Origin of the sequence: Kitasatospora sp. NPDC058046 (assembly GCF_042885595.1) — a bacterium.
Taxonomy (GTDB): domain Bacteria; phylum Actinomycetota; class Actinomycetes; order Streptomycetales; family Streptomycetaceae; genus Kitasatospora.
Genome location: NZ_JBHVRS010000027.1, coordinates 13,735 through 27,191 on the forward strand (window position 1 = coordinate 13,735; position 13,457 = coordinate 27,191).

Sequence of the window (13,457 nt, forward strand, 5' to 3'; positions counted from 1 at the left end):
GACCACTGGTCCGGTGCGGTGGCCCCCCCGTGCCGACGAGACGCGGACCGGTCAGGACGGCGTTCCGCACCCGGGATCGGCCGGCCAGGAGAGCGTGCACCGCGGATGCCGTGGCGCTGCGGTTCGGCGCGCTGGAACTCCAGGTTTTCGACGGAGGCACGGGCACAGGGTAGTGGCCGCGTGCGCAGCTGCGGGCCGGCGGTCAGGGCAGGTTGACGGATCGGCGAGAACCGGCTGACGGCGGGGTGCGAGGACGGCGGCCGAGCCTGTGACGGGAGGCCATCCCCGGGCAGGGAAAGGGCCCGTGCGAGTACCTCCCCGGTCAGTCCTTGTCCTCGTCCGCATCGCCGATGGTCACGCGGAGATCGTGGATTCCTTGCAGCAGCTGGATGACACACGACTCCACTCTGCCCAGAGCACGGCGGACCTCGTTCACGTCGCCGTGCCGGGCGTGCATGTGGGTGCCCAGCGCGGTAGCGGCGGTTACCACCGCCGCCCACGCCGTGAACTGGGCCGGCGGCGCGTTCACCGCATCCGGGTCATCGGGGTCGAGGAGCTGGACCGCCGTTCGCTCCAGCCGGGAGAGCAGCACGGTGAGAGCGACCTCCCAGTCCGGCCCGACCACGTCCATCCATCCCAAGTACGCGTCGCCGAGGACCGCGAGTTCGTCCTCGCCCGCGCTCGTCCGGGTCGTGGCAGCGAGCTCGAGCTCGGTCTTGGCGAGCAGGCAGCCCAGTAGCCGGGCGCGGTCCTCGTCCTGCGGGCCGTCCGGCCACAGCTCCGGGTCCATGACCGGTGCCGCTCCCAGCTCGGCCAGGGCCTTGTAGACGGCGTCCGGGCCCACCGGGCTCACGCTGTGGATACTCACACGTCAGCTATTGCCGGTGCCAGGGCTCGGCAGTGCACTCGTGCTGCCCTGTCACCCGCATGGCGCCGAGGACAGGAGACAGCCCGGCCGCGCGAAGACGATCACGCACGCGACGGCTGCCGTCGGCCGGGCACGGACCCACCCGAGGATCCGTGCGACTGGCCGAAAGGCGTCTGCGTGGGCAACGCTGTCTTCAACGAAGCACCCTCCTCGCGGTCCGCCGGTGTCTAAGCTCCCCCTATGAGCACCCTCAGTGACCCGAACGTCACCGACGAGCAGACCGCTGAGGCGGCTGAGCTGAACGAGCACCTGGTCTCGGCGCTCAAGCGGGCGGGCCGGATCACCACCCCGGAGGTCGGCGCCGCGTTCCGCGCAACGCCCCGGCATCTGTTCGTCCCGGACATCGGGTTGGCCGAGGCGTACAAGGACGACTACCAGCCCACCGACCGCGACGGTGACGGCCAGCTCCTCAGCTCGGTCAGCGCCCCGTGGCTGGTCGCCGAGATGCTGAATTACCTGCACCCGCTTCCCGGCCACTCGGTCCTCGAGATCGGCTCTGGCGGATACAACGCTGCACTCCTCCACCACCTGGTCGGCGACGGAGGCGCGGTGACCAGCATCGACATCGACCCGGTGGTGACCGAGCGCGCCCGCCGCTGCCTGAAGGCCGCCGGCCTGGAGGACGCCGTCCGCATCCTCACCGCCGACGGTGCCCACGGCGTTCCGGACGCGGCCCCGTACGACCGGATCGAGGTCACCGTGCAGGCAGCCGCCATCGAGCAGACCTGGCTGGACCAGCTCGCCTCCGACGGTGTGCTCGTCGTCCCGCTGCGCGTACGAGGTCTCGGCCGCCTGGTCGCCCTCACCCCCGACGGCGAGGGGCACTGGAGCGGCGGCGGCTGGCTGCCCTGCGGCTTCGTGGCAATGCGCGGGGAAGCGGCGAGCTCCACCCAGGTACACACGCTGACACCCGGCGCCCGCGTGCGGGTGGACGGCGCCCAGCCACTCAACCTCGAGGCCCTGGTCAGGAGCCTCGACACCACCGGCGCCCCGGTCTGGTCCGGGGTCGAGGTGGACGCGAGCGAGCGCACCCGACCCGTCGTCGACCTGTGGGTCGCCACCGTCCTCGACGCCTACGGCACCCTGCTAGTGGACCCGAAGCAGTCAGTCCTGCGGGCGCTGCCGGGCGGTACCCCGCTCACCTGGAACGCAGACTTCAGCGCCGCGGCGTATGTGACGATGCGTCCGGCCGAGGGGAAGAACGGCCGGTACGAATACGGCGTCGTCGTTCATGGCGAGGACCACGCCCTGGGCGAGGCCCTGGTGGAGGGCCTGCGGGAGTGGGACCGGGACCACCGGGGACGGCCCGGTCCCGTCCTCCACGTCTACAGCCAGGGCACCGACCCCGCCGCCATGGCCCCCGGTCGGCGTCTGGAGCGGCCGGGCGCGCCGATGGTCCTCACCTGGCCCAGGGCCTGACGGCCACCCGCACTCCCGGACCCGCGCGGTCCGGGCGCACCATCCCCACCCGGACGATGGAAGGAGGACGCACAATGAGCACCGAACTGCTGGACGCCTTCGCGCTCGACGCGGTGAACGTGCCGCTGACCGGTGTGCGCGAGAACTACGCGGACACCGAGGGCGACACCACCGGTGACGGCTGCGGGGAATCGCCGCCGGCCGGTCCGACCAGCGGCTGTCTGATCCCGGACCAGCTGTAGCAGCACTGGGTGGGCGGCACCGGAAGCCCGGTGCCGCCCACCCGGCCGTTCGACAAGGGGGAACCGTCAGTGCGCAGCCGTCTCACGCCCGATCCGGTGGCACTTGCCCGCCTCCCGCTCCTGGCGGCCGACGGCACGAAGGGCGGCGATCTGGTCACCGAGGGGCTGTTCCTCACCTCCCGCGACCTTGAGCGCGCATCCGACGGCGCACCCGCCCGGGCGGCCTACGACCTGCGCGCCCGCACCCGCACTACCCCCAACGGCGTCTGGGCCGCCAGCACCCTCGCACGCCTGGAGCCCGGGGAACCTGTCCTGCTGCTGGGCGCAGAGCACCGCTGCGCCACGCTCCCGAGTCCGGCCTGGCTCGCGGCCGTCGCCGACCGCGCCCTCGACCTGCCGGAGGCGCTCGACCGCCTCCAGCTCTTCGCCAACCCGACCGCGCAGCGGCGCGGCGCGGTTCTGGAGGCCGAGCACCCGGGGACGGGCGGCACAGCACAGCTGGGCACGGTGCGGGTGACCGAGGTGTCCTCCTGGGTGCTGCACGAATGCGACCGCACCGGTGGCGCCCCGGCCGCGCGGGTCGTCCGCGCGGCGCTCGAACGCTGGCCCGACGCCGAGACCGAGACGGTGCGGACCGCGATCACCGCCCTGGTCCGCACCGGCCTGCTCCTGACCGACCTCCTGCCCGCCGACCCCGCCCGCGACCCCCTGGGCCACTTCGCCACGAAGCTCCACCCGGCCGCCGGCCTGCGCGCCGCCGTCCTCGACCTGCGCGCGCTGCTGACGCACGCCGACCGGCACCGGCCCGGCACCGCCGAGCGCCTGCCACTCCTGCGCGCCGCCCGCCGCGCGGCCGACACGATCCACACCACCGACCGCCCCCTGGCCTGCGACACGATCGCCGACGCCGACCTGCGCCTGCCGGCCGCGGTGGGCCTGCAGACGGCCCGGGCGATCGACACCCTCTGGCGCATCGGCCACCGCACGACCCCACTGCAGGCCTGGACGGCGACGTTCCGGGAGACGTACGGGCCGCACCGCATGGTCCCGCTCCTGGAGGCCGTCGACCCGGCCACCGGCATCGGCCCGCCCGGGCCGCACGACGCGATCGGCGCCCGCACCGACCTCGACGACCACCGCACCCACCTCCTCCTCGCGCTGCTCACCGCAGCGACCGCGCGCGGCGAGCAGGAGGTGGAGCTCACCGAGGAGACGGTGGACGCACTGGCCCACCACGGAGACGGGCACCCGCCGCGGACGGCCGAGGTCCACATCCGCGTCCGCGAAGACCACGGAGGCCGCCTCGCGCTGGCGATCGGCACGCACGCGGCGCAGGACGCCGGGTCGGCAGCCAGCCGCCTCGCCCACCACCTGCCCGACCTCGCCACCGCGCCTCGGGCCGCCGGCGGTCCGCTGCTCGCCGAGATCGTCTGCCGCCCCCTCACCGTCGGCACCGGGGCGCTGGCGGTCGAGAACGGCCGGACCGCGTATCGCATACCCGTGGGCCTGCCCCTCACCGGACCCCGGGACCTCGACCCCCGCACCCTGCTCGTCACCACCACCCGGGCCGGCCACGTCGCCCTCTACTCGCCGCAGCTCGGCCGCCTGGTGCGGCCGGTGCTGTTTAGCCGGATCACCCGGACGCTCCTGCCCCCGGCTGCCCAGCTCCTCCATCTGATCGGGCACGCGGACGAGCGGCCCTGGCACCCCTGGTCCTGGGGCCCCGCCGCCCTCGCGCCCTACACTCCGCGCGTCACCTACCGCTCCACCGTCCTCGCCCCGCAACGCTGGCGCCTTCCCCAGGACCTCCACACGCTGGTCGACCAGCGCGACCGCTGGCACACCTGCTTGGAGAACTGGCTGGCCCGCCCCACCCTGCGGGTGCCGCAGCAGGTGGTGATCGAGGAGAGCGACCGACACCTGCCCATCGATCTGAGCGAGCCCGGCCACCGCGAGGTGCTACGGCGCAGTGTCCGCCGCGGCTGCCTCACCGTCGGCGAGGTACTGTCGGGCCGGCCACCGGTGCATGGCCAGGACGGCCGTCATCACCTCGAACTCGTCATCGGCCTGCGCCAACAGCAGCAGGCGGATCAGCCGCAGGTCCTCGACCCCCGGACCGCCGCCCGCCCCCGCGCAGCCGACACCGTGCTACCCGGCGGCACCTGGCTTTCCCTTGTACTGCCCGCCCCGGTCCGGTACCAGGAGGCGATCCTCGCCCGTCTACCGCACTACCCGGGCACGCTGTCCTACTGGCTGCGGTACACCACCCCCGACCTCGGCCCCCACCTGCGCCTGCGCTACCAGGGCGCCCCCGACCTGCTGGCCGCCGTTCAACAGGAACTCGCCGCCCTCGCCGCACAGCTGGCCGAGCAGCACCTGACCAACGGCCACCTCGCCGCAACGCCGTACCAGCGGGAGACCCAGCGCTACGGCGGCCCCGGCGCGATCGGCGCGGCCGAGGCGGTGTTCGCCGCCGACTCCGCCCTCGTCCGGACCGCCCTCCCCGGCCTGGACAACGACCAGCGGATCATCCTCGCCGCCCACACCGCCGCCGCCATCGCCCGCACCATCGACACCCCCACCGCTGCACGCCCCCGCCCGATCCCGGCCGCCCTGCGCCGCTGGCGCGAAACGCTTCGGACCCAATGCCGCACGGCCGCCGTCCCCACCGACCTCACCAACCGCTGGGACACCCTGCTGGACACCCTGACCGCCTACCGGCCCCTCCTCGCCGAGGGCATCGCGCCGCTCTGCGCCTCCGACCTGATCCACCTGCACTCCAACCGCCTCCTCGGCACCGACCGCGCCCACGAGCACCTGGCCCGCTCCCTCGCCACCGACCTCCTGCGCCATGCCTGACCCCCTCCTGCTGGTCGAGGAGACCGTCGCTTCTGTCCTCGACCCCGACCAGGTCGCCTCTCGCCTGACCCCCGGCGCCACCGCCACCCTCGCCGACGGCCTACCCGGCACCGCCCTGCTCCTCGCGGTCCTGGCCGACGGCGACGCTGCGCTGATCGACGCCGCCGACCGGCACTGGAACGCCGCCGCCCGCCTTGTCACCGGCTCCCGCCCCGACGGCATCTACGCCGGCCCCGGAGCCCTGGCCGCCTCCCTCATCCACGGCAGCGCCCACCTGCCCGCCGACCGGCGCCAAAACGAAGCCCTCGGCCGGGCCACCGCCTGGCTGTCCGCCCGCGCCCAAGGCCTGGCCGAACACCAGGCCAGCCGCCTCCTCGCGGGCCGGCCCGGAACTCTGTGGGGCGTCTACGACACCATCAAAGGCCTCGCCGGGATCGGCCGCACACTCCTCGCCGCCCACCAGCTCGGCCTCCCAGAAGCCGGGCCGGGCCTGACCGCAGCCCTCACCACCCTCACCAACCTGATCAACACCGCCGACGACGCTGGCCGCTCCGGCTGGTGGGTCCGGGCGGAAGACCACGCCCTCACCGTCCCCGGAACCCTGCCCGCCTCCGGCACCGCCGGCACCGGAGCTGCACACGGCATCGCCGGGCCCCTCGGTGTCCTCGCCCTCGCGCACCTGGCAGGCAAATTCGTCCCAGAGCAGGACAAGGCCATTGCCACTGCGGCCCACTGGCTGGTTAGCCGGGCCGCCCCCGGACCGTCCTGGCCCCCGTACATCAGCGGCGACAACCTCGCGCAAACCCCGGACAGCGTACGCCTGACCGCGGTCCCGGGCCGGCGCGACGCCTGGTGCTACGGCGCCCCCGGCATCGCCGCTGCCCTGCACCACACCGGCCGGGCGCTCGCCGACCCCACCCTGACCGCCCTGGCCCGCGAAGCCTTCGACACCCTCGCCCACCGACCCCCCGCCACCTGGGACACCACCGGGCCCGGGCTCTGCCACGGCAGCGCCGGAATCCTCCAGGCCGCCACGCGCCTCAACCACCGACCGCTCGCAGACGCGGCCGCCCGGCACACCGCCGACACCTTCCACGAGGCCTGCCCGGCCACCGGCTTCCTCACCGGCCGCGCCGGAGCCGCCCTCGCCCTGGCCACCCACCACCGACCCACCAGCCAGCAGGCTCCGTGGGACGCCCTGCTCATGTTGGCCTGACCCACGCCGCTTCCAACCACCCGCTGGAGACCGGGCTGGGCGGCGGGCCGACGATGGGCCTGCTGCTGCTGTTCCGGCATCACCACGAGCCGGAGCCGACTGTCGTGGACAGCGGTGCAACCGCACTCACGCGAGGGTACGTGGCTCTCCCGCCCGGCGAATGTTGCCGGATCGGGGTGCTCTGATCTAAGCCGCCGGGCCACTGGACGTCCCGAGATCCTGGAGCTCCGGCCCACACGACGGCCTGGTCCAGAGCAGGAAGCTGAGCCACAACAGAACCCAACCGTCGTTGGCTGACCTGGCCGATGCGGCGGAGGCCCTCGCCCAGTACATCGCCGACATACAGCCCTTCCCCCGGCCCCCGGACTCGCCTGGTGCCCCCACCGTTCGTGCGGCCGGAACGGACCGAAGATGCCTGCCCCCAAGGCTGGTCATGGCCGCCACCGTCCCACAACAGCACCCCTGTCCGGAATCATGGGCACCCGTTCGGACCACACCGGCGGCAAAAGCCATGCCCGGACAGACGCCAGCTGGCCCACAGCCTGGCGCGGCGCCGGGCTTCCACGGCGGCTGCGGGTGGAGCCGTCGGCGCCCCACTGTCCTAAACTTCCCAGTGGCATCTAATTTGCCCGTTCTCGTCCCCCAGGGTGGGCTCCTTGGCTCGGCGCCGCCGGTTGTCGCGCTCCCGGAAGCTCTGGGCCTGCCGCGGCGTCAGAGTGCCAGCCAGTACCTGACGTCGCAGGTAGGCGTTGCGGCGCGCGGTGTCGGCGTCGTCCTGTGCTGCGCCCGCCGGTCGGCTCGACGGTACGGCGGTCGTCCAGGTGCCCTCGGCCAGCGCGGTCAAGGCCTGTCTGCGGACTGCTGCCCACCGGTTGGTGTCGTCGCACCACCGGGGGTCGAGCCGCGGGCTGGCGAACTCGACCCCGTACGGGTGGAGGCTGCGGAGCAGGAACGCGTGCTCGTCCCGCCGGCGGCGTGCGAGCTCGGCGCGGGTCTTGCTCTCGATCTCGGCCCATGGCCGCTGGCGTTCGTGGTCGTGTTGTTCGGCCTCGAGATGCAGCCGCCGTACCACCTGCTCGAATTCGGCCAGTCGCTGGAGCGCCGCGGTGAAGAATCGACGACTGCGGAGTACGCGCCTGGCCCTGTCCGGCTCCAGCGTCCGCAGGTCGACTTCGAGTGCGCCGAGACGCCGGGGTGAGGCTGCGTGGGCCCGTGGCTGGCAGTCGTCCAGCAGGGCCTCTAGCGCCTGTCGCCAGCGTCGCAGCACCAAGGGGTGGCGCAGGGCCTGGTTGCGTGACTTCTGCTGGCGGATGTCCGCTTCGACGATAGCAAGGAACGGCTCCCGGGCGGCAACGAGTAGGACGGCGGCCGGGTGGTCGGGCGGCAGAGCGGGCGTGGATTGTTCCGCGGCGAGCTCGATAGCGTGAAGGCCGTCCACAGTGGTTGGCCGGTCGGGGGCATGGAAGGGAAGCCCGGCGCGGCGGCAGAGCTCGTCGCGGATTTGGTCGGCCTCGTCGGCGAAGTGGTGTCGCAGCCACCGCTGAGCGACATGGACTGCGTCGTGGTGGTCGTGTGCGTCGCGGGTACGGCGGGCCTGGTGGCGGTACTGGCCTGCCAGGCTGCGCGCCCGGTCTAGGGCGCGGCGGACCTTCTTCAGGCGGGCCCTCGAAGCCACAAGATGGGGGTCGCCGTCGTAGGCCATCTGCTCGACCGTCACCTGCAGATCGCCCTCGGCGAAAAGCAGCGCGTCCAGCCAGTCGAGATGGATATCCGGTGACCGCAGCCAAGCGGTCGTGTCCGGGAGATCCCGGATGGCGTCAGCGATCGCGACCCGTACCAGGGCCTCGAAGTCGGCTCCCGCCGCTGCGGAGACCACCTCGGTCGGCAGGCGCGCGCAGTCCGCCCAGCTCAGAAGCATCCTGCCCCATCCATGTCCCCAATCCCGTGGATCAGCCAGGCGAAGCGCAGCGGCCCATACTGAACGTCACGGAGCGTAGCTCTATGCTACCAGCCTAGGTCGCGGAGTCTCCGACACCTGGTGGGATGACGGCCGGTCGGCGTCCTGAGCCGGAGGATCTCGGGGGCTTGGATGCGGTCGCCTGCGGGCAGCCGCAGAACGGCGACAGAGGCAACGCCGCGTTGATCAACACCTGCGGGGCCCCTGTGCCGGACCAGCACGTCGGGCGTTCGCTGCCGTAGCAGCCAGGAGATGGCCCGGACGACCAAGCCAGACCCGAGCGCCGACGCCCACCCACGCTGCGCGGCGGGTGCGTACCCCGGCCCGTAGGTACCCGGAGGCCGGTCGCGGCAACTTCAGGTGAGGCTCAGGCCCCGGGCCTGGATTCAGCTTCCCGGCGCGTCCGCACGCGGGCGTCTCCGCGCGAGCCGTGTACCCGGTTGCCGGTTCGCCAGCACGAGAACCCGGTCCGGGGGAGGGCCGGTCCGGCGGGGTGCCCCCGGTCCACCGCCGGCGCAGGCACGGTGGCCCGCGCCCGGCACGTGGGACGTCGCGGTTCACCGGTCCCTGCGGCGCAGCAGGATCGCGAGCGTCTCTCGCGCGTCGCGGCGCCGTCGAGGGTTGCGGGCGAGGACCGCTACCGCCACTGCCAGGAGTACGCACAGCGCCCCTACGGCGGCAGTGAAGGAGGCGAGCTGCTCGCCGTCGTGGAGCAGCACGGGCAGGTTGGGCATGGGGGACCTCCTGGGTTGGGGCGGCGCCGGTGCGGGCCGCCGGATCTGTGGTGTACCGTCGCCGTTCCGGGGGGTTTCCTGCGATTTCCCCGGCTCGCGGTCTTCTTCAAAAGGCCATTGCAGGGGCTTGGTTGGGGGTTTTCCGGCGGGTTTTTGAGGAGGGGACTTCCGGTTCTGGGGAGGGTGAGGGTGGACGGCGAGTTCGCGGCCCGGAAGGAGTTGGGCCGGCAGTTGTCGGTCCTTCGGGATGCGGCGGGCCGGCCGGGCCTGGAGAGCCTGAGCAGCCGCATGAAGGCGGGCGGCTTCGAGGTTGGAAAGTCGGCGCTGGAGGAGTGGTTCAAGGGAAGGCGCGGTCCGAGCGACACTCGGGCGGTGCTGAAGCTCGCCGAGATCCTGGACACCAGGGCCCAAGAACGGGGCCGCACCGCTGTGGTGACGCTCGGTTGCCTCAAGGAACTGGTGGAAGCTGCCCAGCGTGAGTCCGGACGGCAGCGCGGCGGCCGCCCGGCGAAGTCGGCGTTGCCCACCACCGTGGCGGGCAAGGCGCGCGGCACGAGCGGTGAGCATGGCGCGCGGGCCCGCACGGCGCTTGCGGTGTTCGTCCCGCCAGCCCATCTGAGCGGCCGCGGCGAGGAGCTGCGAGAGCTCGAGGCGTTCTGCGCCGCCCCTGAGGGGGCGGGATCACCGTACGCGTGGTGGCAGGCCGGGCCGTGGACGGGCAAGAGCGCCCTGATGGCCCATCTGGTCACCCGGTCCCGGCCGCGGGGGGTGGAGTTCGCCGTGTACTTCATCAGTGAGGTCCTGCAGAACAACAACCGCGAGGACTTCCGCAAGGACCTGTGGAAGCAGTTGTGCGACCTCGCCGGCCGCCCGGCCGGCCGGGCTGGCAGCGCGGAGGAGCTGTTCGCCCTCATGGAGCAGGCCGGGCAGGCGTGCCGCGACCGAGGGAGACGGCTGGTCCTGGTCGTCGACGCCTTGGACGAGGACGCGGGAGCCCGCCCTGGCGGTGCCTCCATCGCTGCCCTGCTGCCGAAGAACCCGCCCGCCGGCATGCGGGTCCTGGTCACCGGGCGTCCGAACCCGCCCCTGCCCGACGACGTCCCCAGCGACCACCCCCTGCGCGAGGCGGCGGCCATCCGCCGCCTCGAACCCTGGCCGGGAGCACAGGGGATCGAGGAAGCGGCCACCAGGGACATCCAGCACCTGCTGCACAGCGAACTCGGCCGCACCGTCCTGGGCCTGCTCGCGGCCGCCCACGGTGCCCTGAGCCGTGATGACCTCGCCGAGCTGGCCCAGGTTCCGCCGTTCGAGGTGGAGCGCATCCTGCGCAGCATCACCGGGCGCAGCCTGATCCCCGCGGCCGGCCCGTACCAGCCGCCCGTCACCGCGGGGGCCCGCCGCTATCTGCTGGGACACGCCGAGCTGCACCGCGCGGCCACTGCCCAGCTCGGGCGGAGCCTGATCGTCGGCCACGAGCGGGCACTGCACGCCTGGGCCGACACTTACCGCGGCCTCCGATGGCACCACCAGGCCCCGGCCTACCTCCTGTACGACTACCCGCGCCTGCTCACGGCCTTGGGCGACAGCGATCGGCTTCTCACGCTGGCCCTCGACCCGCACCGCCAGCGAGCACTGCTGGAACGCTGGTCCGCCGATGCCGCCCTCGCCCACCTCGACGCCGCGCGGCATGCCATCGCACAGCAGCAGCCGGTGAACCTGGCGAACCTCGCGGCGCTCGCCGTGTCCCAAGACCTGCTGACCGCCCACACCGCGGCGCTGCCGCCCTTGGTGGCGCAGGCATTCGTCCGGCTCGGCCAAGCCGGACGGGCCCTGGACCTCGCTCGCGCCACCGACCAGCCGGAAGTGAAAGCAGCCCAACTCGCCTCGGTCGCCACCGCGATGGCCCACACCGGCCACCCGGGCGCGCCCAACACGGCCAGGGAGGCCGCCCGGTGGGCCCGGCAGGCCCGCCAGGAGGAGATGCGAGGCGGTGACGTCGAGACCCAACAGGCCATCGGCGAGGCGGCCGTGGCCGTCATGACCGCGATCCCCGGACCGGCCGGCCCCGCCGAAGGCCGTGCCCTGCTGGCCGAAACCCACCTGTTGCCCGCCATGCTCGGGCAGGACGACGACCGGTTGATCCACTGCGACGACGAGACCCTGCCGATCACGTTGGCGGCCCGCACCTCCGCACTCACCCGCCCCCACGATCCCGCCGAAGCCGACCGGCTCCTCGCCTGGGCCCAGGATCGTATCCGCGCCCTCACCTCACCGGACGAGACGACCTACCGCACCTACCACCCCCGCGCCGTCGTGGCCGCCATCGCCGCCACCACCGAGGCAGCGGGCCCGGCGGGCGCAGCACGGCTGCGCGAGGAGATCGCCGTCTACGCCGCCAGCGTCACCGCAGGGCTGGAAGCCGCCTGCGCCCGCGCGACCGCCGCCTCCGCGCTCGCCACCGACTCCCCGGACCAGGCCCGCGCCCTGGCGTACCAGGCCAGGGACCTCCTGGCCGCGGCACTGTCCGAGCCGCACAGCGTGCCCGAGGACGAGAACGCGCTCTTCGCCTTCCTGCCGGTCGACGCGCTCACCGAGGTCGTCCGAGGGTTGGTCGCCGCCGGAGCCGCCGACGAAGCCCACCGCCTCCTGCGGGCCGTACCCGAGCGGCTCACCGCGAGGGCCCACACGGCTCGGGCCGTTCTCGAAGACCCCGCGCCACACACCTGCGAGGCCCTCGCCCGGCGAGCCCTGGACCTGGCCGAGCGCGGCGACACCGACACCGCGGAACGCTGCCTCGCCGGGGCCCTGCAGGCGCACGCGGCCGACCCCGTACGCACCAACGGCCTCCGCTGGAAGGAGGGACGCCTGACCCGCCTCGCTGGCGCTCTCGCCGGCGCGGGCCGAACCCGCGCGGCGCGCACCCTCGCGGACAGCCTCACCGACCCGTGCAACCGCGTCGAAGCACTCGCGCGCGCAGCCCTCCAAGCCCGGCCCGGCGCGGGGAGCCTGACCCTGGCCCGCGCGGCAGCCCGGCTCGCAGAGCACCTTCCCCCCGCAGGGCCCCGTGGACTCGACCCGTCGTGGCAGTCGCAGACCGACGCGACCGGTCTTGCCGCGCAAGCCCTGGCCCACAACGGCCACACCCAGGACGCCCTCGCCCTCGCCGGCCGGATCGCCGCAACCCACGCCGCCTCAGGCCATCGGGCACGGACCGCCATAGCATCAGCCCTGGCCGAGCACGACCCGGACACCGCCGCCGCCCTCATCGACACCGCTCCCACCTGGGCCACCACCGACTCCCCAACCGCCCAGGGCGGGGGACAGGTCACCGAACTCGCCGAACTCCTCGCCGCCATCGGCCACACCCACCAGGCATGCCGGAACAGGATCCTCCAGGCGATCGGCGCTGCCTGGACCGCCCGAGCGCGGCCGGTGACGGACATGGCAGTCTGGCTCAGCCTCATCGTCATCGAGACTCCCATGCAGCCGGCCCGAGCCCGCACCATCCTCGAACGGCTGTATCCGAAAACCGAGTCCGGCGACCCCGAGGAAACGCAGATGGCCGGCTTCGCCATCGCCCACGCCGCAGCCGGCGACCTCCACAGCGCCCGCCGCGCCGCCGCCCGATACTGGACCTCCTGGGAGCGGGCCGAAGCGTCCCTCGCCCTTGCCGCCTACCTCACCGGCACGCCCCCCGGCCCCCGGCTCCCGTCGGAGACCACCAGCACCGCCTTTACCCAGACCCTGCACACCCTGGCCCTGCAGCAGACCCCGCCCGACACGGTCGCGGGCGCCGATCCGGCGACCCAACTGATCGCCGAAGCACTGCTGGTCGGCGCCTGGCATCTGGCCCTGCCCGTCCTGCAGCGCGTCAGCCCCGAGGCGGTGGACCGGGTACGGGACATCGTCTTCACCCACCGCCACCTGCAGGAGCCACCCCCTGACGGTGCATAGGCGCAGCCGGGCCAGCACCCCCGGTCTGGCATCTCCCGGTGCCGCCACCCGCAATGGCAGCGATCACGGTGTGATGGCAATGGTCGGGGCCTGATGGCCACCCGCCCGCCGCTCAGAAAGCACGCCCGTAGCCAGCCGGCGCCACTGC

General features: G+C 73.4%; 8 protein-coding genes. 5 read left to right on the top strand and 3 right to left on the bottom strand.

The features are described 5' to 3' along the window. Positions 1-322 precede the first annotated feature (322 nt). Entirely contained in the window at positions 323-868 is a 546-nt protein-coding gene (locus ACFVU7_RS37740) for a hypothetical protein (RefSeq protein ID WP_388050221.1), read from the bottom strand. A 240-nt stretch (positions 869-1,108) separates the two neighbouring features. Between ACFVU7_RS37740 and fxlM the strand changes: the two genes are divergently transcribed. The 4 genes from fxlM to ACFVU7_RS37760 all read left to right on the top strand — a co-directional run bounded on the left by fxlM (position 1,109) and on the right by ACFVU7_RS37760 (position 6,664). Beyond that, on the top strand, positions 1,109-2,347 hold the full coding sequence (gene fxlM / locus ACFVU7_RS37745) for a methyltransferase, FxLD system (protein ID WP_388050224.1): 1,239 nt from the start codon (positions 1,109-1,111) through the stop codon (positions 2,345-2,347). Between the two features lie 74 nt (positions 2,348-2,421). Beyond that, positions 2,422-2,589 (top strand): hypothetical protein, encoded by a 168-nt coding sequence (locus tag ACFVU7_RS37750; protein ID WP_388050226.1) that lies wholly within the window; start codon positions 2,422-2,424, stop codon positions 2,587-2,589. A gap of 69 nt (positions 2,590-2,658) precedes the next feature. Continuing rightward, positions 2,659-5,448, top strand: a complete 2,790-nt coding sequence (locus tag ACFVU7_RS37755; protein WP_388050229.1) for a lantibiotic dehydratase — start codon at positions 2,659-2,661, stop codon at positions 5,446-5,448. Continuing rightward, a complete protein-coding gene (locus ACFVU7_RS37760; protein WP_388050232.1) occupies positions 5,441-6,664 on the top strand; it encodes a lanthionine synthetase C family protein in 1,224 nt (407 codons plus the stop codon). Before ACFVU7_RS37755 ends, ACFVU7_RS37760 begins: the two co-directional genes overlap by 8 nt. Before the next feature lie 601 nt (positions 6,665-7,265). Here ACFVU7_RS37760 and ACFVU7_RS37765 read toward each other — a convergent pair. After that, positions 7,266-8,582, bottom strand: coding sequence for a hypothetical protein (locus ACFVU7_RS37765; RefSeq protein ID WP_388050235.1), 1,317 nt, complete (start codon positions 8,580-8,582; stop codon positions 7,266-7,268). 596 nt (positions 8,583-9,178) lie between these two features. Further along, positions 9,179-9,355, bottom strand: a complete 177-nt coding sequence (locus ACFVU7_RS37770) for a hypothetical protein (protein ID WP_388050237.1) — start codon at positions 9,353-9,355, stop codon at positions 9,179-9,181. 189 nt (positions 9,356-9,544) lie between these two features. Here ACFVU7_RS37770 and ACFVU7_RS37775 point away from each other — a divergent pair, with 189 nt between their 5' ends. Beyond that, a complete protein-coding gene (locus ACFVU7_RS37775; RefSeq protein WP_388050240.1) occupies positions 9,545-13,309 on the top strand; it encodes a hypothetical protein in 3,765 nt (1,254 codons plus the stop codon). Positions 13,310-13,457 lie beyond the last annotated feature (148 nt).

Coding starts and splice junctions, on each gene's coding strand:
- fxlM (WP_388050224.1), top strand. CDS start 1,109: ATGAGCACCCTCAGTGACCCGAACGTCACCGACGAGCAGACCGCTGAG.
- ACFVU7_RS37765 (WP_388050235.1), bottom strand. CDS start 8,582: ATGCTTCTGAGCTGGGCGGACTGCGCGCGCCTGCCGACCGAGGTGGTC.
- ACFVU7_RS37760 (WP_388050232.1), top strand. CDS start 5,441: ATGCCTGACCCCCTCCTGCTGGTCGAGGAGACCGTCGCTTCTGTCCTC.
- ACFVU7_RS37750 (WP_388050226.1), top strand. CDS start 2,422: ATGAGCACCGAACTGCTGGACGCCTTCGCGCTCGACGCGGTGAACGTG.
- ACFVU7_RS37770 (WP_388050237.1), bottom strand. CDS start 9,355: ATGCCCAACCTGCCCGTGCTGCTCCACGACGGCGAGCAGCTCGCCTCC.